Genomic DNA, 22,717 nt, shown 5'->3' with positions numbered 1-22,717 from the left:
ATCAGGCGTCCTTCTTGAACTTGAAGGTCCACAGTCCGGTCACCGTCTTGTCGCCCTCCTTGATGGAGACCAGCGTGGAGTTGCCGCTCGCGCCGTACTGCGCGTTGAAGAACACGCTGCCCGGGATCGTGCGGTACGTCTTCTTGCTGGAGTCGGTCAGCGGCTGACCGTTCATCAGGATCGTCCAGCCGTTGTCGGCGATCTTCGGGTCCACACCGAACCGGACGGTCTCGTCGGGGTCGACCTTGATGGACTTGATGTCCGTGCCCTTGAGGCACTTGGCCAGGTCCGCGGTCTTCACCTCCTTGCCGTCGTTGTAGCAGGCGGTCTCGGAGCTCACGGAGTTCTTGCCGACCGTGATGGTGGCCAGCGGCGTCGGCTTGTCACAGGCGGACAGGACGAGAAGTCCGGCGGAAACGGCGCCGAGAGCGGCAACGGCGCGACGGCGATGTCCATTGGCGGCTCTGCCGCGGGGCAGGGAGGTCATGGCCGAAGGCTATCGGGCACGTCCACCGCTCCCCCCACGTGGGGTACGGCGTGCCGCCCTCAGGCCACGCGTGACCGCACCGCGCCCCCGTGCCGCGCCGCGCCGAGCAGCCCTCGCACGGTGGTCAGCCATCCGACGGCGACGATCGCGGCGGCCACGGACAGGCCGAGCGTGCCGTTGAGGGGCAGCACGATGCCGATCGCGCCGCCGAACACCCAGGCCACCTGCAACAGCGTCTCCGAGCGCGCGAACGCCGACGTACGGACGAGTTCCGGCACGTCCCGCTGGATCAGCGCGTCCAGGGAGAGCTTGGCGAGCGCCTGCGAGAACCCCGCGACCGCCGTCAGACAGGCCACCAGGAAGGCCCCGAAGAATATGGCGGCGATGATCGCGGCCCCCAGCACACACGCGACGACCGTCACGATGATGATCTCCGGGGCGCGCGATTTCAGCCAGGCCCCGACCGCCGTGCCGAGCGCGTTGCCCGCGCCCGCCGAGACGCCCACTATCCCGAGCGAGACGGCCGCGCTCTCGCCGGTGAGCGGGTGCTCGCGGAGCAGGAAGGCGAGGAAGAAGATCAGGAAGCCGGAGAGACAGCGCAGGGCGGCGTTGGCGCCGAGGGCGTGGGTGACGGCCGTACCGACGGTGCGCAGCCCCGGCCGCCGCAGCTTGTCCTTGATGAGCTGCGGTCCGTGCAGATGCTCCTCGTCCGCGACCAGCAGCGCCCGGTCCTCGCCCTTGGCCGAGTCGACCTTGGGCGGCAGCGTGAACGACAGGAACGTGCCCGCGATGAAGATGACGAAGGCGCCGTAGAGCGGATAGCGCGGGCCGAGGGCCTGCAACCCCGCCCCGATCGGCGCGGCGACACCGGTGGCCAGGAGTCCGCCCAGGGTGACCCGGGAGTTCGCCTTCACCAGGGAGAACCGGGGTGGCAACAGCCGCGGGACCACGGCGCTTCGTACGACCCCGTACGACCTGGACGCGACCAGCACGCCCAGCGCGGCGGGATACAGCTCCAGGCTGCCGGTCACGACCGCGCCCGACAGCAGCAGCGCGAGCATGGCCCGCGCGAACATCGCGCCCGCCATCGCGGCCCGGCGACCGTGCGGCAGACGGTCCAGGAGCGGGCCGATCACCGGGGCGAGGACGGTGAAGGGCGCCATGGTGATGGCGAGGTAGAGGGCGACGCGCCCGCGCGCCTCGTCGGTGGGCACCGAGAAGAAGACGGTGGAGGCGAGCGCGACGGTGATCATGACATCGCCGGCGCCGTTCACCGCGTGCAGCTCGATCAGTTTCCCGAGCCCGGATTCGCCCGCCCCGTGCGCGTGCGTCGCCTTGCGGATGCCGCGCGCCGTTCCGGTCACCGGGAAGTGCAGGGCACGGCCCACCGCGCGGACGGAACCGGTCATCCGGCCCGATCCGCCATTTCTGGTGCCCCCCTTGGCAGCGCCGACACCGGCGGCTCCTTGGGGCGACCTCGCGGCTGCCACTCCGCAATAGTGCCCCGAGAAGTGCGTACGTAGTGCGGTTACCGCGCGTATGGCGGCCGAGTGGGCTGGTGACGGGCCGTACGCGGGTCGTGTGTCGGGGTGCCGAACCGGACCGGGGCGGGGGCGAGGAGCGTTTTCCGGCCGACCGCGACGGTTGTGCGAGGTTCTTTTCGATCCGTACGAGAGGGGGTATGGGGTGGGAAAACACTGCTCGGGAGCGGTCCGGAAACCTGGCGCGGAGTGCGGAAGCGCCCCGCCGGTGTGGGCCCAGGGCTCAGGAGAAGGTAGCGTGCGTAGCGCGCCTGCGGCGGTTGTTCTCGGCCGCGCGCCTCTCGGTCATCCCGCAGAATGGATGACGTAGGTGCGCCCGAGTGCGATCGGGCGTGGACGTCGACGCGGCCCACCGGTCCGCTCCGTCCGCACTCCCGCCGAGGAATGGCGCACCCGTGAGACGGCGTAGGAGAGAAGCGATACCTGTGAGCGCAGCGACAACGCGAAGCCGCACCCCCGACCGCCTGTGCGCCGAGGCCGTCGACCTCGCGCGCACCGCCGCCGGGGAGGCCGCCGCCCCCGGCATCGTCGGCGGGCATGTGGGACTGGTCTCCGAGGGGGACCGCGTTGTCACGCACTACTTCGAGTGCAAGGAGTTCGGGTACCGCGGCTGGCGCTGGGCCGTGACCGTCGCCCGTGCCTCCCGCGCGAAGGTCGTCACCCTCGACGAGACGGTGCTGCTGCCCGGCCCCGACTCCCTGCTCGCCCCCGAGTGGGTGCCGTGGAGCGAGCGGCTGCGCCCCGGGGACATGGGCCCGGGCGACCTGCTGCCCACCGACGCCGAGGACCTCCGTCTGGAGCCCGGTTTCTCCGGCGAGGACGAGCCCGCGCCGAACTCCGCGGTCTCCCAGGACATGGCGGAACTGGTCGAGGCGGAGGACGCCGAGGTCACCGCCGGCACCCCCGCGCACCTGCCGGTCGCCCCGCGCCGCGGCTCGATCGCGGCCGTCGCGGAGGAACTCGGCCTGCGCCGGGCCCGTGTCCTCTCCCGGTACGGCCTGCATGTCGCGGCCGACCGCTGGGAGGAGTCGTACGGCCCCAAGACGGCGATGGCCCAGGCCGCCCCCGCGTCCTGCGTCAGCTGCGGGTTCCTGAACCCCATCGGGGGCTCGCTCGGGCAGGCGTTCGGTGTCTGCGCGAACGAGTTCTCTCCGGCGGACGGGCGTGTCGTCTCGCTCTCCTACGGCTGTGGTGGCCACTCCGAGGCCGCGGTCATGCCCAAGCCTCCCCGCCCGGCCCCTCCGGTCATCGACGAGACCCGGGTCGACCCCTTCCCCCTGCGGCCGTCCCCGGACTCCGGTTCGGTCTCCCTCACCCCCGACGAAACCACAGCGGAACTGGGCCACTCGTAGGTTCCCTCGCCCCCGCCGCCCCTACCCGTCCCATCCCCAGGGGCTCCGCCCCTTCGCCCCCACCGGGGGCTGCCGCCCCCTGGACCCCCGCATCGCCCAAAGGGCTCGTCCTCAAACGCCGGACGGGCTGAAGATGCGCGCAGCGCCCCTCAGGGGCGCGGGGAACTGCGCGGCCAACCCCCACCGGACGGGCGGGCGGGGGATGCGGGGCGAAGCCCCCGCCCCAGGGGCGCGGGGAACTGCGCGCCCAGCCCCCACCGGACGGGCGGGCGGGGGATGCGGGGCGAAGCCCCCGCCTCAGGGGCGCGGGGAACTGCGCGGCCAGCCCCCACCGGGCCGCAGACAGGTGATCTGGGGGTGGGGGTCCGGGGCGTAGCCCCGGTTCAGGGGGCTCGGCAGCCCGCGGCCGGGTGGATCCGGGCAGGCCGGAATTCGGGGCCCCGGCCCCGGTGCAAGAGGGCCGCAGGCCGAGATACACCGTGGGCCGGGCCGGAACCCCTCCCGCCGCGCGGTACCTTCGTGCCGCGGCCGAGCCCAGCGCTCGCGATCGCGTGAAGCGAGAGGGAGAGTGAACCGTGAGCAAGTTCGTGCGGCCGGCAGCCGAGGGCGCGGACCCGTTCGGCACGGCCCGCCTGCGCCGCGGCGTGCAGGACGCCTGGGCCACCAGCCCGGCCCGGTTCCGTGAGGACGCCAACGCCGAGGAGGACCTCGTCCTCGGCGGCTACCGGGACCGGCTCGTCGTCGAGCTCGCCCAGAACGCCGCCGACGCGGCAGCCCGCGCCGGCGTCCCCGGCCGTCTTCGCCTCACCCTCCGCGACGGAGTACTCCTCGCGGCCAACACCGGCGCCCCCCTCGACGCGGCCGGCGTCGAATCGCTCGCCACCCTCCGCGCCTCCGCGAAGCGGGACGCGCACGACACCGCCGTCGGCCGCTTCGGCGTCGGCTTCGCGGCCGTCCTCGCGGTGACCGACGAGCCCGCCGTGGTCGGCCGGCACGGCGGCGTGCGCTGGTCCCTCGCCGAGGCCCGCGAACTGGCGGCGGACACCGCTCGTCACAGCCCGGGCCTCGGGGACGAGATCCGTCGGCGCGACGGCCATGTGCCGCTGCTCCGGCTGCCGTTCGCGGCCGAGGGCACCGCCCCGGACCCGTACGACACCGTCGTGATCCTCCCGCTGCGCGACCCCGCCGCCGAGGGCCTCGCCGAGCGCCTCCTGCAGAACATCGACGACGCCCTCCTGCTCGCCCTCCCGGGCCTGGAGGAAGTGATCGTCGAGGTCGGGGAGGGCGGCGAGGACGTACGCACGCTGCGACGCCGCGACGACGAGCACGGCGTCACCATCGAGGACTCCCGCCACGGCACCACGCCCTACCGCACCGTCTCCCACCACGGCCCCCTCGACCCCGCGCTCCTCGCCGACCGCCCGGTCGAGGAGCGTCTGCGCCCGCACTGGTCGGTGACCTGGGCCGTCCCGGTGGACGCGGACGGCACGCCCGCGCGGCCCCGTACCAGCCCCGTCGTGCACGCGCCCACGCCCAGCGACGAACCCCTCGGCGTGCCGGCCCTCCTCATCGCCTCCCTCCCGCTCGACACCACCCGGCGCCACGCCGCACCCGGCCCGCTCACCGAGTTCCTGGTGGAGCGCGCCGCGGACGCCTACGCCGAACTCCTCGCCGCCTGGCGCCCGGTGGACACCGGGATCATCGACCTGGTGCCCGGCCCCCTCGGCAAGGGCGAGCTGGACGGCACCCTGCGCCGGGCGATCCTGGACCGGCTGCCGCGTACCGCCTTCCTGCCGCCCGCCGTCCCGCGGGCCAAGGACCAGGACACTCCGGCGGACTGGCCCGAGGGCGAGAGCGACGCAGCCGGGGCCGGGATCGGTCTCGCGGAGATCGCGGAGATCGCGGAGATCGCGGAGAACCCGGACGCCCTGCGGCCGCGCGACGCCGAGGTCGTCGAGGGCGCCGGTGCCGACACCGTCCGCGTCCTCGCCGAGGTGATCCCCAGCCTGCTGCCCGCCGGGCTGGAACGCCGGGTGGAGCTGCGGACGCTGGGTGTCGCCCGCGTCCCGCTCACCGAGGCCGTGGACCGGCTGGCCGGCCTCGAGAAGGACCCGGGCTGGTGGCGGCGGCTGTACGACAGCCTCGCCGGCGTCGACCCGGACCGGCTCTCCGGCCTGCCCGTACCGCTCGCCGACGGCCGTACGACCATCGGCCCCCGCCAGATCCTGCTGCCGGTCCCCGAAGGGCCCACTCCCGACGACACCTGGGCCGCCACCTCCGAGGCCCTCGCGCGCCTCGGCCTCAAGGTCGCCCACCCGGACGCCGCCCACCCCCTACTGGAGAAGCTGGGTGCCCTCCCGGCCACGCCTCGCGCCGTGCTCACCACCCCCCAGGTGCGTGCCGCTGTCGCCGCCTCGCTCGACGACGGGGGCGGGGCGTGGGACGAGGACGCCCCGGACGCGGAGGAACTGGCGGACACCGTCCTCGCCCTCGTCCGTGACGCCAGCCTCGAACCCGGCGACGAACCCTGGCTCGGCGCCCTCGCCCTGCCCGACGAGGAGGGCGAACTCCTCCCCGCGGGCGAACTCGTCCTGCCCGGCAGCCCCTTCGCGCAGGTCATGCGCGAGGACGAACTCGCCTTCGTCGACGGCGAGCTGGCCGACCGCTGGGGCGAACAGCCGCTCGCCGCCTGTGGCGTGCTCGCCAACTTCACCCTCGTCCGCGCCACCGACGTCGTCCTCGACCCGGACGAACTGGAGCCCCGCGACTCGGACTTCGCCGAACCCGACGACGCGGGTCTGCTGGACGCCGTCGACGTGTGGTGCGAGGACGTCCTCGACCGGCTGCCCGACACGCCGGTGCCGCCGGTCGCGACGGAGATCGTCGCCGTACGGGACCTGGACCTGGTCGACGACGACCGCTGGCCGCAGGCACTCGCCCTGCTCTCCCAGCCGCCCCTGCGGGACGCGCTCACCCAGCCGGTGCGGATCCTCCTCCCGGACGGCACGCACGAGATCGTCCGGGCGTACACGGCCTGGTGGCTGCGCGACCACCCCGTCCTCGACGGCCGCCGCCCGGCCGGTCTGCGGGCGGAGGGCAGCGACCCCCTCCTGCACGGCCTGTACGACGCCGCCGACGCCACCGGTTTCGACGACGAGCAGGTCCTGCGGGCCCTGGGCGTACGCACCTCCGTGGCCGCCCTCCTGGACGAGCCCGGCGGCGCCGCCGAACTCCTCGACCGGCTCGCCGACCCCGACCGCGAGGTCTCCGGAGCGCAACTCCACGCTCTCTACGGGGCCTTGGCCGACCTCGAACCCGAACAGGTGACCCTGCCGGACGAGTTGCGGGCCGTGGTGGACGGCGAGGTGGTCGTCGTGAACGCCGCCGACGCCGTGGTCGTCGACTCGCCCGACCTGCTGCCCTTCACCGGCGGCATGCCGCTGCTCCCCGTACGGCCCGCGCGCGCCGCCGATCTCGCCGAACTGTTCCAGGTGCGGCGGCTGAGCGAGTCGGTGACCGGAGAGGTGACCTCGGAGGGCTCCGAGCACGACGTACCGGAGTCCGTGCGGCTCCTGCTGGGTCCCTCGACCCCCACCACGTACGTCGAACACGAGGAACTCGTCGTCGACGGCACCGAACTGGACTGGCGCCGCACCCGGGACGGGGTGCTGCACGCCGCCACCCTGGAGGGCGTGGCGGCCGGTCTCGCCTGGGCGGCCGGACAGTGGCCGCGCCGCTTCGAGGTCGCGGCCCTGCTGGAGGACCCGTCCCGCACGGAGGAACTGGCCCGGGACCGCTGGTTCGACTGAGGTCGGTGCCGGGCCCCGGGGTCGCCCACGGTCAGGGTGTGCGACCCCTCCGGCGGGCCATGCTGTGACCTTGGTCATACACGCACGAAGGTTTCCTCACTCGTACAACCATTCGCTCCCGTCGCGGATCTGATCACCCGAGTCAACAGACTCCACGATCATTTGGGCCCCGTACGTGACCGCGAGCTGTGGAACGAGGAGCGTCGGGGCCCCTTCTTGACCTGGGGAACACATGCGTATGCGTGCCACCCTCGGCGTTGTCACCGGCGCCCTGGCCCTCTCCGTTTTCGCCGTGCCTGCCGCGCAGGCCGACGAGGTCCACGGAGACACCGCGATCTCGAACGTCGTGGTGAACGGCGGCAAGCCGGTCGTCGTCGGCGCGACCGCGAAGAAGACCATCACCGTCAGCTTCACCGTCAAGGACGCCTCGGGCGTCGACTGGGCACAGGCGATCCTGTACCACGGCGCGAACATCGACGCGGCCGACAGCGGTGCCGTCGCCAACAGCAGTGACGGCCGTGCCACCTGCACCGTGGTCAACGCCACGACGAAGACCTGCACGTCGACCTTCGACATGAAGCCGGCCTACAACCTGATCAACTCCGTGGCCGGCGGCTGGAAGGTCTGGGCGGTCGCCACGGGCAAGGACGCCGACTACGTCCAGAAGGACAACGCCAAGAGCTTCCAGGTGCAGCGCCTGTCGAAGCTGACGGTCAACGCCGCGCCGGAGCCGGTGAAGAAGGGCAGGACCATCACGGTCACGGGCGCTCTGACCCGTGCCAACTGGGACGCCGCCAAGTACTCCGGTTATGGCACTCAGTCGGTGAAGCTGCAGTTCAAGAAGAAGGGCGCGACCACCTACACCACGGTCAAGACGATCAAGACGTCCACCACCGGTGCGCTGAAGACGACGGTCACGGCGTCCGTCGACGGCACCTTCCGTTACTCCTTCGCGGGCACCTCGACCACCCCGGCGGTCAACGCCACGGGTGACTACGTCGACGTGCAGTAGTCACCACCAGCTGTTTCGTGCTTTTCCCCGCGTCCCATCCAGGGGCGCGGGTTCGTCGTTTGGCACCTCGTTCGGTTCGTCAACCGGCACATCAACCCAGGGGGGAATCCATGCGCAAGCGCACCACCACCGTCGCCCTGCTCGCGTCCTTCGCCGCCGCCGGAGCCGCTCTGGCGCCCGCGGCCTTCGCGGACGGCAGCCAGGGGGACACGAAGATCACCAAGGTCGTCGTGAACGGCGGCAAGGACGTCGTCATCGGCGCGACGACCGTCAAGAAGTTCACGGTCTCCGTCACCGCCACCGACGACCAGGGCATCAAGGGCGCCGACATCACCCTCAACGGCCCCGGCTACGGCATCCTCACCACGGCCTCGGTGACATGCGTCGCCGCGAGCGCCACGACGTCGACCTGCTCCACCAGCTTCACCGTCGACCCCCGGGTGTACGACGTCACGAGCGACCAGGCGGGCACCTGGTACGTGGACGCCTGGGTCGACGCCAACGGCGACGACTCCAACTTCATCTGGAAGGAGAAGGCGGGCAGCTTCAAGCTCCAGCGCCTCTCCAAGCTGACGGTCAACGCGGCCCCCGAGCCGGTGAAGAAGGGCAGGACCATCACGGTCACCGGCGCCCTGACGCGCGCGAGCTGGGAGTACGGGAAGTACGTGGGCTACACGGGTCAGCCCGTGAAGCTGCAGTTCAAGAAGAAGGGCGCCAGCGCCTACACCACGGTCAAGACGATCAGGACGACCACGGGTGGCGCGCTGAAGACGACGGTCACGGCGTCCGTCGACGGCACCTACCGCTACGCCTTCGCGGGCACCACGACCACCCCGGCGGTCAACGCCACCGGTGACTACATCGACGTCAGGTAGTGACCGACTTACCTGTCGGCACGCCTCACGCGGGGAAGCGGCGGTCCACCCATTTCCACAGGAACTCCAGGGTGGCTGCCGCCACCACCGAGATGCCCACCGCGATCCACGGCATCTCCACGCCCACCAGTTTCAGGGCGAAGAAGTGCTGGAGCCACGGCACGATCAGTACGACGAGGAACGCCAGGCCCATCGAGGCCACCAGGGCGACGCGCCACCAGGTGTACGGGCGGGCGATGATCGCCAGCACCCACATCGAGATCAGGAACAGCGTCAGCGTGGCGGCGCTGGTCTCCGCGTCCAACTCGCCCGGCCCGGTGTAGTGGTGACGGGCCACCAGATAGGTGATGAAGGTGGCGACCGCCGCGACGACGCCGCCGGGGATCGAGTACCGCATGACCCGCTGGACGAAGTGAGGTTTCGCCCGCTCCGTGTTGGGGGCGAGCGCGAGGAAGAACGCCGGGATGCCGATGGTCAGGGTGGACAGCAGGGTCAGGTGCCGGGGCAGGAAGGGGTATTCGACCCGCCAGCACACCACCAGGATGGCCAGCAGTACCGAGTAGACCGTCTTCACCAGGAAGAGGGTCGCGACGCGGGTGATGTTGCCGATGACCCGGCGGCCCTCCGCGACCACCGAGGGCAGCGTCGAGAAGCTGTTGTTGAGCAGCACGATCTGGGCCACCGCCCGGGTCGCCTCCGAGCCCGAGCCCATGGACACGCCGATGTCGGCGTCCTTCAGGGCGAGCACGTCGTTCACGCCGTCGCCCGTCATCGCGACCGTGTGGCCGCGTGACTGGAGCGCGCCCACCATGTCCCGCTTCTGCTGCGGGGTGACCCGTCCGAAGACCGTGCCCTTGTCCAGCGACTTCGCCATCTCCTCCTTCTCGTCGGGAAGGTGGCGCGCGTCCACGACAGTGCCGCTCAGGCCGAGCTTCCCGGCCACCGCGCCGACCGAGACCGCGTTGTCGCCGGAGATGACCTTCGCCTTGACGTCCTGTTCGGCGAAGTAGCGCAGGGTGTCCGCCGCGTCCGGGCGCAGCCGCTGCTCCAGGACCACCAGGGCGGTGGGCCGGGCGCCCTCCGTCACCCTGGCATCGTCGAGGTCCTTCGAGGCCTTGGCGAGCAGCAGCACCCGCAGCCCGTCCTCGTTCAGCCTCGCGGTCTCGGCGAGCGCCGGGTCCCCGTCGGGCAGCAGCACGTCGGGGGCGCCGAGCAGCCACGTACTCGACTCTCCGTTGCCCTCGCTGAAGGACGCCCCGCTGTACTTGCGGGCCGAGGAGAACGGCAGCGACTCGGTGCAGCGCCAGTCCTCGCTGTCCGGGTAGGAGTTGATGATCGCCTGGAGGGAGGCGTTCGGGCGCGGGTCGGACTCGCCGAGCGACCCGAGGGCCTTGCGTATGTACGTTTCGTCGGCGCCCTGGATCGGCCGCAGCTCGGTGACGTCCATGCCGCCCTCGGTGAGGGTGCCGGTCTTGTCGAGGCAGACGGTGTCGATGCGGGCGAGGCCCTCGATGGCGGGAAGTTCCTGCACGAGGCACTGTTTCCGGCCAAGCCGGATGACGCCGATCGCGAAGGCCACGGAGGTGAGCAGGACCAGGCCCTCGGGGACCATCGGGACGATCCCGCCGACCGTACGGGCGATGGAGTCCTTGAAGCCGTGCTGCTTGACCACGAGCTGGCTGATGACCAGACCGATGGCGGTCGGGATCATCATCCACGTCACGTACTTGAGGATCGTGGAGATACCGCTGCGCAGCTCGGAGTGGACCAGCGTGAAGCGGGACGCCTCCTCGGCGAGCTGTGCCGCGTACGCCTCCCGTCCCACCTTCGTCGCGGTGAACGCGCCGCCGCCCGCGACCACGAAGCTGCCCGACATCACGTCGTCGCCGGGGTGCTTGACCACCGGGTCCGCCTCGCCGGTGAGCAGTGACTCGTCGATCTCCAGACCGTCGGCCTCGACGCACGAGCCGTCCACGACGATCTTGTCCCCGGGCCCGATCTCGATCACGTCGTCCAGCACGATCTCCGACGTACTGACCTCGCTCGCGACCCCGTCCCTGCGGACCGTCGGTTTCGCCTCGCCGATCACCGCGAGCGAGTCCAGGGTCTTCTTGGCCCGCCACTCCTGGATGATGCCGATCCCGGTGTTGGCGATGATCACGTACCCGAACAGGCTGTCCTGGAACGGTGCCACGAACAGCATGATCAGCCAGAGCACGCCGATGATCGCGTTGAACCGGGTGAAGACGTTGGCGCGGACGATCTCGCCCATGGAGCGGCTGCTGCGTACGGGGACGTCGTTCACCTCGCCGCGGGCGACCCGTTCGGCCACTTCGGCGGCGGACAGCCCCGGGGCCCGCTTGGGGGCGGGCAGGGGTACGGGGTGAACAGGGTCGAGTTCGGCGCCCGCGTCGATGTGCGTCATGCATTCGACGGTACGTGCGGAAATACGGCTTCACCCGCCGAGTGCCCCAAAGATCCGCCCAGGGGAGGACCGGGGCGGGGGTGAGTGATGCCGTGGTTGTAGGGGGAGCTGGTTACTCCGCAGCAGCGGACGAGGGTCGCTCCGCTTCGGCGGCGGCCCTCTTGAGGGCGGCGTCGCGCCCGCGGACGTACCAGATGCCGATCAGGCCGAGGCCCGCGCCGGCCAGGCAGGTCCACACCCACCACAGGTGCCCGTGGTCGTCGAACCAGCCGTAGAACGGCAGCTGCACCAGGAAGAGGACGAACCAGAGGATCGTGCCGCCCGTGATGGTGGCGACGACGGGGCCCTCCAGGGGCTCCGGCGCCTCGTGCTTGGGGGTCCACTTCGCCATGGACACAGCTTACGAGGCCGTCCGCCCGGGCTCCGCCGGACCCGTGCGGCCCCTTGTATACCAACGGTCTACGCGCGGAGATAGCGATTTCGGACTCATATGTTCATACTGAAACGGTCTGAGTCTGGCTCTTTCTGTTCGTACGAAACTCCAACAGAAACATCTGAGAAACCTGTTGGTGATCGCGCAGCGGCCAGACTCGATCATGTTTCCCCCAGCCCGGCGCCTTCCCCCAAGCTCTCGGCTTCGCTCGAGCAGGGGGTACCCCCATCGCCCGGCGCCAGTCCTGGCCCGCAAGGCCCCGCACGTATGAGGTCACCCATGTCCACCTCGGCCACCACCAAGGCCCCCGCCCCGGAGCAGCCCGGGCCCGGCCCCGCGCAGGGCGCGCTGGACCGCTATTTCAAGATCTCCGAGCGCGGCAGCTCCCTGCCCCGCGAGATCCGCGGCGGTCTCGCCACCTTCTTCGCGATGGCCTACATCATCGTGCTGAACCCGATCATCCTGGGCAGCGCGAAGGACATGTACGGGCACCACCTGGACAACGGCCAGCTGGTCACCGCGACCGCGCTGACCGCGGCCTTCACCACGCTGCTCATGGGCGTCATCGGCAACGTGCCGATCGCGCTGGCGGCGGGCCTCGGCGTGAACACGGTCGTCGCCCTCCAGCTCGCCCCGCGGATGTCCTGGCCGGACGCCATGGGCATGGTCGTCCTCGCGGGCTTCATCGTGATGCTGCTGGTCGCCACCGGTCTGCGTGAGCGCGTCATGAGCGCCGTGCCGCTGGGCCTGCGCAAGGGCATCGCGATCGGTATCGGCCTGTTCATCATGCTGATCGGCCTGGTCGACTCCGGCTTCGTCACGCGCATCCCGGACATCGCGCAGACGACCGTGCCGCTCCAGCTCGGCGCCGACGGCCACCTCAACGGCTGGCCCGTCCTGGTCTTCATCCTCGGCACGCTGTTCACCCTCGCGCTGATGGTGCGCAAGGTGCCCGGCGCGATCCTGATCTCGATCGTCACGATGACGGTCGTCGCGGTGATCATCAACGCCGTCGCCAAGATCCCGTCCTGGGGTCTGACCACCCCGAAGTGGCCGGGCAACCCGGTCGCCACCCCGGACTTCGGGCTCGTCGGCAAGGTCAGTCTCTTCGGTGGCTTCGACAAGGTCGGCGTGCTGACCGGCATCCTCTTCGTGTTCACCGTGCTGCTGTCGACCTTCTTCGACGCGATGGGCACGATCATGGGCATCAGCGACGAGGCCAAGCTGACCGACGCGCAGGGCAACATGCCCGGCATCAACAAGGTCCTCTTCGTCGACGGCATCGCGGTTGCGGCGGGCGGCGCGACCTCCTCCTCCGCCACCACCTGCTTCGTGGAGTCCACGGCGGGCGTCGGCGAGGGCGCCCGCACCGGCTTCGCGAACGTCGTCACCGGTGCGCTCTTCGCCGTGGCGCTGTTCCTCACCCCGGTCGCCACGATGGTCCCGTCCCAGGCCGCCACGCCCGCGCTCATCGCGGTCGGCTTCCTGATCATGTCCCACTCGGTCAAGGAGATCGACTGGGCGGACTACACGATCGCCATCCCGGCCTTCGTGACGATGATGATGATGCCGTTCACCTACTCGATCACGAACGGCATCGGCATGGGCTTCATCACCTTCGTGGTACTGCGCCTGGCCGCCGGCCGCGCCCGGGAGATCCCGGTCGCGATGTACGTCGTCTCGGCGGTGTTCGCCTTCTACTACCTGATGCCGGCCCTGGGCCTGACGTAAGCGGCCCCGTGGGGGTCACGCGGGCGGCCCCACGGGGTCTCACGTGACCCCGTAGAACTTCTCCGTCTCCTCGACCGCGGTCTGGAACCGCTCGTCGAAGTCATCGCGAATGAGCGTCCGGACGACATAGTCCTGGACGCTCATTTGGCGTTTGGCGGCATGGTGTCGGAGCCGGTCGAGCAGCTCCCCGTCTATCCGCAGGCTGAGCACGCTGGTCCCCATGCAGTCGAGGGTCGCGGGCGCCGGGTGGACGAGGGGTCACTTTCTGGATGCGACTCACTCGTATGGGTGACGTAAAGGTTCAGTGGCCCGTGTCACGGGCATTCTGTGGCTCTTTAGCGAGAGTAATGAGTTACCCTAAAGACATGGCTGACCTCACCCATGGCGACGACGCTGCCGCCGTGAACGCCCTGCGCTCCGCAGTAATGCGGCTCTCGCGTCGACTCAAGCACCAGCGGGTCGACGAGTCGCTGAGCCCGACCGAGATGTCGGTGCTCGGTACCCTCGCCCGCTGTGGCACCGCCACGCCCGGCGAGCTCGCCCGTAAGGAGCATGTGCAGCCACCGTCGATGACCCGCATCGTCGCGTTGCTGGAAGCCAAGGGCCTGGTCAGACTGGAGCCGCACCCCGAGGACCGGCGCCAGAAGGTCGTCACCCAGACCGACAAGGCCGAGGCGATGCTCGAGGAGAGCCGCCGCAAGCGCAACGCGTTCCTTGCCGGACTGGTCGAGGCCCTCGACGAGGACGAGTGGGCGAAGGTCCGCGAGGCCGCGCCCGTCCTCGAAAAACTCGCGCAACTGTGACAGGGGCGCACACCCGGCTCGGGCGCACCCGCGCCAGGCGCGGCTTCGGCGCGGGCGCCGCGCGGCGGTCGCAGCCGCGCACGGCAGAGCGCCGGATGTGCGCCGGCCACGGCGTCCCATGCACCGCCAGGGGCACGCCGTGACGGCCGTGCGCACTGCCTTGCACGCTCCGCCGTGCCCGAACCTCACCGTGACAGACGCGGCCGCGCCCGCGTGCGATGACGTCCCACGCTAGGAGGCGAATCCCTTTGAGTACGGGATCCGGAATACCTTCCGCCCCCGGACCAGCCACCCCCGACTCCCCGCCCGCCCCCGAGAATTCCCCCCGCTCCCCCCGCTCCTCGATGTTCAGCTCGCTGAGGATCAGGAACTACCGGCTGTTCTTCCTCGGCCAGGTCGTCTCCAACACCGGCACCTGGATGCAGCGCATCGCGCAGGACTGGCTGGTCCTGAGCCTCACCGGCTCCTCCGCCGCGGTCGGCATCACCACCGCGCTGCAGTTCCTGCCGATGCTGCTCTTCGGGCTGTACGGCGGCGTCCTCGTCGACCGCCTCCCCAAGCGCCCCACCCTGCTGGCCACCCAGACCGCCATGGGCGTCACCGGCCTCGCGCTCGCCTTCCTGACCCTCTCCGGCCACGTCCAGGTCTGGCACGTCTACCTGGCGGCCTTCGCCGTCGGTCTCGCCACGGTCGTCGACAACCCGGCCCGCCAGTCCTTCGTCTCCGAGATGGTCGGCCCGGGCCAGCTGCAGAACGCGGTCAGCCTCAACTCCGCCAACTTCCAGTCCGCCCGCCTGGTCGGCCCCGCCGTCGCGGGCGTCCTGATCACCGGCGTCGGCACGGGCTGGGCGTTCCTCTTCAACGGCCTGTCCTTCGTGGCGCCCATCGTCGGCCTGCTCCTGATGCGCGGCCGCGACCTGCACCCGGTCGAGCGGGCGCCGCGCGGCAAGGGCCAGCTCCGCGAGGGCCTGCGCTATGTCGCCGGCCACCCCGAGCTGATCTGGCCGATCGTCCTCGTCGGCTTCATCGGCACGTTCGGCTTCAACTTCCCGGTCTGGCTCTCGGCGTACGCGGACGACATCTTCCACGCGGGCGCCGGCGGGTACAGCCTCTTCAACACGCTGATGGCGGTCGGCTCGGTGGCCGGCGCGCTGCTCGCCGCCCGCCGCGGCACGGCGAGACTGCGCATCCTGATCGCGGCGGCCATGGCCTTCGGCATCCTGGAAGTGGTGGCGGCCCTGGCCCCGTCCTTCTGGCTCTTCGCCCTCCTCATGGTCCCGATCGGGATCTTCGGCCTCACCGTCAACGTCACGGCGAACACCGCCGTGCAGATGGGCACCGACCCGGCCATGCGCGGCCGGGTGATGGCGCTGTTCATGATGGTCTTCATGGGCGGTACGCCCCTGGGGGCGCCCCTGGTCGGCTGGGTCACCGACGCCTACGGTCCGCGCGTCGGCTTCGCCCTCGGCGGCCTGGTCTCGGCCGTCGCCGCGACCACCGTCGGCCTGGTCCTGGCCCGTGTCGGCGGGCTGCGCCTGTCGGTGGGCTGGCATCACGGCCACCCGCAGGTCAGCTTCGTACCGAAGGAAGCGGAAGAGCAGAGGGAGCAGCTGGCCACGGCGGTGTGACGACGGCCGTACGGCTGTCCAGCCATCCGGACGACGGCCGTACGGCTATCCGAGTGCCCGTATCCGACCACGCCCGCGTGGGCGCGCAGGCTCTCCATACCGAAGAGGCAGACGAAACCGATGGTGACGCGGGCGCCGATGAGCAGGGCGCTCCACAGGAGCGGCGGCCCCCCGCCGTGGCGGCCTCGTTCACCCTCTCCCGGCGCGCGTCGCCGAGCCGCGCGACGGCGTCCAGCGCGCCCTGATACCGGGCCTGCCCCGCCCCGCTCTCCGGCTCCTGCGTGTTGATGATCTGGCGGATCTCGGTGAACTGCCGCCAGGCCGCCGGATCGTCCCGCTGCTCGCCGAGCAGCGGCCACTCGTCGTACATCACCGTGCGCGTGTGCTGCTCCGCATGTGGCGCCCCCCGTCGACGTACGCACGCACCTGCATTCATCGTGGGCGAAGGTGGCCCGGTGATCCATTCCCTGGAAGGGTGATGTGCATGAGACTCTTTGCGGCCGTGCTGCCACCGGAGGCCGCGGTGCGTGAACTCGCCACGGTGGTCGACGAGTTGCGCCGCCTGTCGGGCGCGGACGGACTGCGCTGGACGGGCCGCCCCGGCTGGCACTTCACCCTCGCCTTCTACGGCGAGGTGGCGGAGGAACTCGTCCAGCCCCTGTCGGACCGCCTGGCCCGCGCGGCCCACCGCACCCCCTCCTTCCCTCTCGCCCTCCATGGCGGCGGCCACTTCGGGGGCCGGGCGCTGTGGACCGGGGTGTCGGGAGACGTTCCCACGATGCGGCTGCTGGCCGACCGGGCGGAGGCGGCGGCGCGGAAGGCGGGCGTCGATACGGGCGAGCACCGTCGCTACCGCCCGCACCTGACGCTGGCCCGCAGCCGGGACGCCGCGGACTTCGCCCCGTACGTCGCCGCCCTGGAGGCCTTCGCCGGGCGGGACTGGACGGCCCGGGAACTGTGTCTCGTACGCAGCAATCTGCCGAGGTCGGGAGTGCGGGGGGAGCAGCCCCGCTACGAGACGGTGGCGCGCTGGCCGCTGGACGGGGCGGGCGGCTGAAGGCGCCCGGGGACGGCCGGTTAACCTCGATGGCGTGAACCCGAAGACCCGAAACCAAATCATGGCCGGTGTGCTCGTGCTGATGTTCGTCGTGGTGGCGCTGGCGGCGGCGGTCAAGTAGAGCCGACCGGACCGCTTTGCCGGGTCGGCCGGAACACCGCGCAGCTCGTCTGCCCGCGGGCAGGTCGTGGCCGGTCGCGCGGTTCCTCACGCCCCTTGAGGGGGCGCCCTGGCGGGCGCCCCCTGGGGAGCGCTACCAGGCGAAGGCCTCCGGGGACGGGCCCGGACCCGGGAAGATCTCGTCCAGGCCGGTCAGCAGCTCGTCCGACAGCTCCAGTTCGACCGCGCGCAGGGCCGAGTCGAGCTGTGCGGCGGTACGGGGGCCGACGATGGGGCCGGTGACGCCGGGGCGGGTCAGCAGCCAGGCCAGGGCGGCCTCGCCGGGCTCGATCCCGTGCTTGTCGAGCAGATCCTCGTACGACTGGACCTGCGCGCGGATGGTGGTGTTGGCGAGGGAGTCGGCGGCCCGGCCGCTCGCCCTGCGTCCGCCCTCGACCTCCTTCTTGATGACGCCGCCGAGCAGTCCGCCCTGCAGCGGCGACCAGGGGATGACCCCGAGGCCGTACTCCTGCGCGGCCGGGATGACCTCCATCTCCGCGCGCCGCTCGGCGAGGTTGTAGAGGCACTGCTCGCTGACGAGACCGATGGTGCCGTGGCGCCGGGCGGCGATCTCGTTGGCCTGGGCGATCTTGTACCCGGGGAAGTTGCTGGACCCCACGTAGAGGATCTTGCCCTGCTGCACCAGTACGTCGACGGCCTGCCAGATCTCCTCGAAGGGAGTGCGGCGGTCGACGTGGTGGAACTGGTAGACGTCGATGTAGTCGGTCCGCAGCCGCTTGAGGGAGGCGTCCACGGCCCGTCGGATGTTGAGGGCCGACAGCTTGTCGTGGTTGGGCCAGGCGTCGCCGTCGGCGGCCATGTTCCCGTACACCTTGGTGGCGAGCACGACCTTGTCGCGCCGCTCACCGCCCCTCGCGAACCAGTTTCCGATGATCTCTTCCGTACGGCCCTTGTTCTCGCCCCAGCCGTACACGTTCGCGGTGTCGAAGTAGTTGATCCCTGCGTCCAGCGCCGCGTCCATGATGGCGTGGCTGTCGGCTTCGTCGGTCTGCGGACCGAAGTTCATGGTGCCGAGGACGAGTCGGCTGACCTTGAGTCCCGTGCGTCCGAGCTGCGTGTACTTCATGACTCCCTAGCCAACGGGGTGGAGTGCGCTCTAGGCAAGGGAGGCGTGCGGGACGGGGGCTCAGTCGCGGGGGAACTCGTCCGTTTTGAGGGTGAGTCCGAGGGTGGCGGTCAGGTCGACGTCTCCGCCGAAGGAGACCGTCGTCTCCGTGACGTACTCGCCGTCCTTGGGCTGGGTGTAGACGTGGCACCGGCCCTGGTACGGGTCGGCGATGAGGTAGACGGGGACCTCGGCGAGCGCGTAGGCGGTCTTCTTGGGGCCGTAGTCGTTCCTGGCGGTGTCCTTGGAGATGACCTCGGCGATGAACTCCACGTCCTGGTAGCGCCAACGGCCCTCGGCGTCCTTCTCGGAGCCGTCGCGCAACTTCGCTACATCTGGGCAGAAGCCGTTGAGGTGACCGGGAAAGTCGACGCGCACGTCGGACAGCACCTTTGCGCGCCGCTTGAAGTGATCCCTGAGCATCTCGACGATCAGGAGAATGGTCTCCCAGTGGACATCCCGCTGCGGCGACATGTAGATGGCCCCCTCGACGATCTCGGCCTTGAAGCCCTCGGGGACGATCATCTGGGCGAACAGCTCGTCCAAGGTCTGTTCGTTGATGGTGGCCATGGCGATCCTGTCGTTCTCTACGACGGTCATGGTGGCGCTCCTCCCCGGCCGCAACCCGGTCGAGCGCAGCCGCGCGGTACAACGATACGCACGGTGACCTGGTTACGTGGGGGCATGCCTGACCTCAACCTTGGTGACGTGCGGGAGATCGACGAGGAGTGGGCACGGGAGTACTTCACGCAAGACGTGCGGGAGCGGACTCCCATCGGTGCCGGCGAAGCGCGCAACGCCGTGCCGGCCGATGTCGGCGGTCAGGCGGAGTAGGGCTCGCCCAGGTCCCAGGCCTGGTACATCGCCTCCGCGAAGGCCTCCGCGATCTTGTGCTCGCCGGTCGCGTTGGGATGCGTGCCGTCGTACGTGTCGTGGCGGAAGTCGTAGCCGGGGGGCGGGGAGGCGAGGAGGACGGGGGAGCGGGGTTCGTCCAGGTCGGCCACCGCCTTCGCCAGGAGTTCGTTGAAGGCGGCGACCTCGGCGGCGAAGGGCGCGTCGGTCTCCGCGCGGACGTTGGGTATCACCGGGAGGAGGACCAGGTGGATGCGCGGGTTCGCCGCACGGGCCTCGGCGACGAAGGCGCGGGCGTTCGCCGCCGTCTGTTCGGCGTTCGTGTAGAAGCCCAGGTCGATCAGGCCGAGGGAGACCAGGAGCACGTCCGCGCGCTGGGTGCGGACCGCCTCACCGATCAGGGGCACCATGTGCTGCCAGCCCTCGCCCCAGCCCGCGAGGTGGGCGCGCGGGAAGTCCGGGTCCGCGTACTCGTGCGAGTCGGCGGACTCCGTCGCCTTGTCGTACAGCGTCTCGCGCGGGCCGACGATCCGGAACGGGCCCCCGTACGTCGCGCGCAGGTGCTGCCACATCCGGTAACGCCATGTGTGTTCGCCCGCGCTTCCGATCGTCATGGAGTCGCCGACGGGCATGAACCTGAGCATCCGCTCATCATGGATGATCGGGCGGGCGATCAGTAAGGGCCGTGTGGGGTGTGAGGTGTGAGGATGGACACGCCGTCGGCCGCGGCTCCCCGCGGGCGCACCCGGGTCCCGGTGGCGCCGGGATGGCAGGCTTGGGCCATGCGCCGATCGTCCTCGTTCCTCGCCGGAGCCGCCTCCGCCGCTGCCGTTCTCGCCCTCGCGCTGCCGGCTCCGGCCCTCGCCGCCGACGGGGACGGGGGGTTCACGATCAAGGACTCCCGGATCACCGAGTCGAGCGGACTCGCCGCCTCGCATCTCCACCCCGGCATCTACTGGACCCACAACGACAGCGACGACGGTCCCTACCTCTACGCCGTCGACAGCAGGACCGGCGAGACCGTCGCCACCATCACCATGAAGGGGGTGGGCGCGCCGCGTGATGTCGAGGCCATCTCCCTCGGGCCCGACGGCGACCTCTACGTCGGCGACATCGGCGACAACCTCGGCGGCAAGTGGTCCTACGTGTGGATCTACAAGCTGCCCGAGCCGAAGGTGCTCAAGGACCAGACGATCCGGGCCACGCAGTACGTCGTGAAGTACGCGGACGGCCCCCGCAACGCCGAGGCGCTGATGGTCCATCCGAAGACCGGCCGGGTCTACATCGCCGACAAGAACGAGGACGGCGGCCACCTGTACGAGGGTCCCGTCCGGCTCTCCACGTCGGGCACCAACATCTTCCGTCCCGTCGCCACCATCGACCTCTGGGTCACCGACGGCGCCTTCTCGCCCGACGGCGAACAGCTCGTCGTACGCGGGTACTTCGGCGGGATCGCGTACGCCTGGAACGACGGGAAGCCCAAGCGGCAGGGGCGGTTGAACGTGCCGCTCCAGCGGCAGGGGGAGTCGGTCACGTACACCCCCGACGGGGCCGAGCTCATGTACGGCAGCGAGGGCAAGGACAGTCCGGTCCAGCCCGGTTCGGTTGCCGGGGGCGGCTCCGGCTCCAAGTCGCCTTCGGAGGGCGGGGGATCGGCGTCGGCCGGTGGGAGCGACGGCGGCGGCATGAGCTCCGGTGCCAAGGGGGCGCTCGCCGTCGCCGCGGTTCTGGTGGCGGGGTTCGGGCTGCGGAGGTTGTTGCGCAAGTCGTAGTCGCCCCATGGCCCATGGATTCCGTTGGGATGACCTGGACGTGGAGCGGGTCGCAGCAGGTGACGAACATGTGGAACGCGGCGTACACCCAGAGCGGAACGACGGTGACGGCCGTGAACGCCGCGCACAACGGGGCGATTCCGGTGGGCGGTTCGGCGAGCTTCGGGTTCGCAGGAGCGCCCGGTGGCGGGGGTGTGCCGGCGGTCACGTGCGCGGCCGCATGAGAAAAGGGCGCCCGGTGCTCGTCCGTGCACCGGGCGCCCTTCCTCGCCGTAGCTGTTACAGCTTTTCGATCACGTAGTCGATGCACTTCGTCAGCGCCTCGACGTCCGCCGGGGCGATCGCCGGGAACATCGCGATACGGAGCTGGTTGCGGCCGAGCTTGCGGTAGGGCTCGGTGTCGACGATGCCGTTGGCACGCAGGACCTTGGCGACGGCGGCGGCGTCGATCTCGTCGGCGAAGTCGATCGTGCCGATGACCTGCGAGCGCTTGGCGGGGTCGGCGACGAACGGGGTCGCGTACTTGCTCTCCTCGGCCCAGGTGTAGAGGCGGGTCGAGGAGTCCTTCGTACGGCCCGTGGACCACTCCAGACCGCCCTGGCCGTTGATCCACTCCAGCTGCTCGTTGAGCAGGAACAGGGTGGCGAGGGCCGGGGTGTTGTACGTCTGGTTCTTGCGGGAGTTGTCGATCGCCGTGGGGAGCGAGAAGAACTCCGGCACGTGACGCCCGCTCGCGTGGATGCGCTCGGCGCGCTCGATGGCGGCGGGGGAGAAGACGCCGATCCACAGGCCGCCGTCGGAGGCGAAGGACTTCTGCGGGGCGAAGTAGTAGACGTCCGTCTCGGTGATGTCGACCGGGAGGCCGCCGGCGCCGGAGGTGGCGTCCACCAGAACGAGGGAACCCTCGTCGGCGCCGTTGACGCGCTTGAGGGGGGCGGCGACGCCGGTGGAGGTCTCGTTGTGGGTGTAGGCGTAGACGTCCACGCCCGCCTCGGCCGTCGGCTCGGGGTGCGTGCCCGGGTCGGAGGAGATGACGGTGGGCTCGGCGAGCCAGGGGGCGAGCTTGGCGGCCTTCGCGAACTTGGAGCTGAACTCGCCGAAGGTGAGGTGCTGGGACTTGTTGTCGATCAGGCCGTGGGTCGCGATGTCCCAGAAGGCGGTGGAGCCGCCGTTGCCGAGGACGACCTCGTAGCCGTCGGGGAGCGAGAACAGGTCGCGCACGCCTTCGCGGACCTTGCCGACCAGGTTCTTGACCGGGGCCTGGCGGTGGGAGGTGCCGAGGAGGGAGGTACCGGTCGCGGCCAGCGCGTCGAGCGCCTCCGTGCGCACCTTGGAGGGGCCCGCGCCGAAACGTCCGTCGGCGGGCTTGATGTCAGCGGGGATCTGGATATCAGCCACGGTGGGAGGGTATCCGTTATGCGAAACGTGGTGGAAACCTCGTCCGGCGGGTGAGACGGGGCGGAGGCCATGTTTCCTCGCCCCCGCCGCCCCTACCCGACCCATCCCCAGGGCTCCACCCCGGACCCCGTAAGCCGTCCTTTGACCGCGGGTGGGTGGGGGCTGATCGCGCAGTTCCCCGCGCCCCTGAGACGGGGCTTCGCCCCGCATCCTCCGTCCGCCCGGCTTCGGTTGGCTGCGGGTGGGTGGGGGTTGGT

20 protein-coding genes are annotated in these 22,717 nt (G+C 70.7%); 11 read left to right on the top strand and 9 right to left on the bottom strand.

The features are described from left to right. Position 1 precedes the first annotated feature (1 nt). Positions 2–487, bottom strand: coding sequence for a DUF2771 domain-containing protein (locus ACFZDJ_RS35620; protein WP_390930620.1), 486 nt, complete (start codon positions 485–487; stop codon positions 2–4). Positions 488–546: 59 nt separating this feature from the next. Then, on the bottom strand, positions 547–1,977 hold the full coding sequence (locus tag ACFZDJ_RS35615) for an MFS transporter (protein ID WP_390930618.1): 1,431 nt from the start codon (positions 1,975–1,977) through the stop codon (positions 547–549). 476 nt (positions 1,978–2,453) lie between these two features. On the opposite strand from ACFZDJ_RS35615, the gene ACFZDJ_RS35610 reads away from it, so the two are divergent. The 4 genes from ACFZDJ_RS35610 to ACFZDJ_RS35595 all read left to right on the top strand — a co-directional run bounded on the left by ACFZDJ_RS35610 (position 2,454) and on the right by ACFZDJ_RS35595 (position 9,076). Beyond that, positions 2,454–3,380 carry a DUF3027 domain-containing protein gene (locus ACFZDJ_RS35610; RefSeq protein ID WP_391065179.1) on the top strand — a complete coding sequence of 309 codons (927 nt, stop codon included), beginning with the start codon at positions 2,454–2,456 and terminating at the stop codon, positions 3,378–3,380. 575 nt (positions 3,381–3,955) lie between these two features. After that, positions 3,956–7,189, top strand: a complete 3,234-nt coding sequence (locus ACFZDJ_RS35605) for a sacsin N-terminal ATP-binding-like domain-containing protein (protein ID WP_391065176.1) — start codon at positions 3,956–3,958, stop codon at positions 7,187–7,189. Positions 7,190–7,421: 232 nt separating this feature from the next. After that, complete coding sequence (locus tag ACFZDJ_RS35600) at positions 7,422–8,201, top strand: calcium-binding protein (RefSeq protein ID WP_391065173.1); 780 nt, start codon at positions 7,422–7,424, stop codon at positions 8,199–8,201. Positions 8,202–8,311: 110 nt separating this feature from the next. Beyond that, positions 8,312–9,076 (top strand): calcium-binding protein, encoded by a 765-nt coding sequence (locus tag ACFZDJ_RS35595; RefSeq protein ID WP_390930610.1) that lies wholly within the window; start codon positions 8,312–8,314, stop codon positions 9,074–9,076. 25 nt (positions 9,077–9,101) lie between these two features. Here ACFZDJ_RS35595 and ACFZDJ_RS35590 read toward each other — a convergent pair whose 3' ends face one another. Next, on the bottom strand, positions 9,102–11,501 hold the full coding sequence (locus tag ACFZDJ_RS35590) for an HAD-IC family P-type ATPase (RefSeq protein ID WP_390930608.1): 2,400 nt from the start codon (positions 11,499–11,501) through the stop codon (positions 9,102–9,104). A gap of 112 nt (positions 11,502–11,613) precedes the next feature. Then, positions 11,614–11,892 carry a DUF2530 domain-containing protein gene (locus ACFZDJ_RS35585; RefSeq protein WP_101404378.1) on the bottom strand — a complete coding sequence of 93 codons (279 nt, stop codon included), beginning with the start codon at positions 11,890–11,892 and terminating at the stop codon, positions 11,614–11,616. A gap of 321 nt (positions 11,893–12,213) precedes the next feature. Between ACFZDJ_RS35585 and ACFZDJ_RS35580 the strand changes: the two genes are divergently transcribed. Continuing rightward, complete coding sequence (locus ACFZDJ_RS35580; RefSeq protein WP_390930606.1) at positions 12,214–13,665, top strand: solute carrier family 23 protein; 1,452 nt, start codon at positions 12,214–12,216, stop codon at positions 13,663–13,665. A gap of 39 nt (positions 13,666–13,704) precedes the next feature. Here ACFZDJ_RS35580 and ACFZDJ_RS35575 read toward each other — a convergent pair whose 3' ends face one another. Beyond that, complete coding sequence (locus tag ACFZDJ_RS35575; RefSeq protein WP_168509331.1) at positions 13,705–13,887, bottom strand: ribbon-helix-helix protein, CopG family; 183 nt, start codon at positions 13,885–13,887, stop codon at positions 13,705–13,707. A gap of 143 nt (positions 13,888–14,030) precedes the next feature. Between ACFZDJ_RS35575 and ACFZDJ_RS35570 the strand changes: the two genes are divergently transcribed. From ACFZDJ_RS35570 to thpR, 3 genes are all read left to right on the top strand, one after another. Next, positions 14,031–14,468, top strand: a complete 438-nt coding sequence (locus ACFZDJ_RS35570) for a MarR family winged helix-turn-helix transcriptional regulator (protein WP_054235179.1) — start codon at positions 14,031–14,033, stop codon at positions 14,466–14,468. Positions 14,469–14,812: 344 nt separating this feature from the next. Continuing rightward, positions 14,813–16,096 carry an MFS transporter gene (locus tag ACFZDJ_RS35565; protein ID WP_385370935.1) on the top strand — a complete coding sequence of 428 codons (1,284 nt, stop codon included), beginning with the start codon at positions 14,813–14,815 and terminating at the stop codon, positions 16,094–16,096. A gap of 484 nt (positions 16,097–16,580) precedes the next feature. Then, on the top strand, positions 16,581–17,153 hold the full coding sequence (thpR, locus tag ACFZDJ_RS35560; RefSeq protein ID WP_391065169.1) for an RNA 2',3'-cyclic phosphodiesterase: 573 nt from the start codon (positions 16,581–16,583) through the stop codon (positions 17,151–17,153). 253 nt (positions 17,154–17,406) lie between these two features. On the opposite strand, the gene ACFZDJ_RS35555 is transcribed toward thpR, so the two are convergent. Both ACFZDJ_RS35555 and ACFZDJ_RS35550 read right to left on the bottom strand, forming a co-directional pair. Further along, positions 17,407–18,399, bottom strand: coding sequence for an aldo/keto reductase (locus ACFZDJ_RS35555; RefSeq protein ID WP_390930601.1), 993 nt, complete (start codon positions 18,397–18,399; stop codon positions 17,407–17,409). A gap of 60 nt (positions 18,400–18,459) precedes the next feature. Continuing rightward, entirely contained in the window at positions 18,460–19,038 is a 579-nt protein-coding gene (locus tag ACFZDJ_RS35550) for a Uma2 family endonuclease (RefSeq protein ID WP_390930599.1), read from the bottom strand. Between the two features lie 84 nt (positions 19,039–19,122). Between ACFZDJ_RS35550 and ACFZDJ_RS35545 the strand changes: the two genes are divergently transcribed. Then, a complete protein-coding gene (locus ACFZDJ_RS35545) occupies positions 19,123–19,272 on the top strand; it encodes a hypothetical protein (protein WP_391065166.1) in 150 nt (49 codons plus the stop codon). On the opposite strand, the gene ACFZDJ_RS35540 is transcribed toward ACFZDJ_RS35545, so the two are convergent. Continuing rightward, positions 19,260–19,934, bottom strand: coding sequence for an SGNH/GDSL hydrolase family protein (locus tag ACFZDJ_RS35540; protein WP_168509326.1), 675 nt, complete (start codon positions 19,932–19,934; stop codon positions 19,260–19,262). The genes ACFZDJ_RS35545 and ACFZDJ_RS35540 overlap by 13 nt on opposite strands. Positions 19,935–20,072: 138 nt before the next feature. Between ACFZDJ_RS35540 and ACFZDJ_RS35535 the strand changes: the two genes are divergently transcribed. Together ACFZDJ_RS35535 and ACFZDJ_RS35530 are read left to right on the top strand one after the other, a co-directional pair. After that, positions 20,073–21,062 (top strand): WD40 repeat domain-containing protein, encoded by a 990-nt coding sequence (locus ACFZDJ_RS35535; RefSeq protein WP_391065162.1) that lies wholly within the window; start codon positions 20,073–20,075, stop codon positions 21,060–21,062. 29 nt (positions 21,063–21,091) lie between these two features. Continuing rightward, the gene (locus ACFZDJ_RS35530; protein WP_391065159.1) at positions 21,092–21,286 is read left to right on the top strand and encodes a cellulose binding domain-containing protein; all 195 of its coding nucleotides are present in this window, start codon (positions 21,092–21,094) and stop codon (positions 21,284–21,286) included. A 55-nt stretch (positions 21,287–21,341) separates the two neighbouring features. Here ACFZDJ_RS35530 and serC read toward each other — a convergent pair whose 3' ends face one another. Continuing rightward, complete coding sequence (gene serC, locus ACFZDJ_RS35525; protein WP_384917257.1) at positions 21,342–22,460, bottom strand: phosphoserine transaminase; 1,119 nt, start codon at positions 22,458–22,460, stop codon at positions 21,342–21,344. Positions 22,461–22,717: the final 257 nt, after the last annotated feature.

Source organism: Streptomyces sp. NPDC007896, assembly GCF_042959425.1.
GTDB lineage: Bacteria > Actinomycetota > Actinomycetes > Streptomycetales > Streptomycetaceae > Streptomyces.
This window is presented reverse-complemented; position numbering and strand designations above follow the sequence as displayed.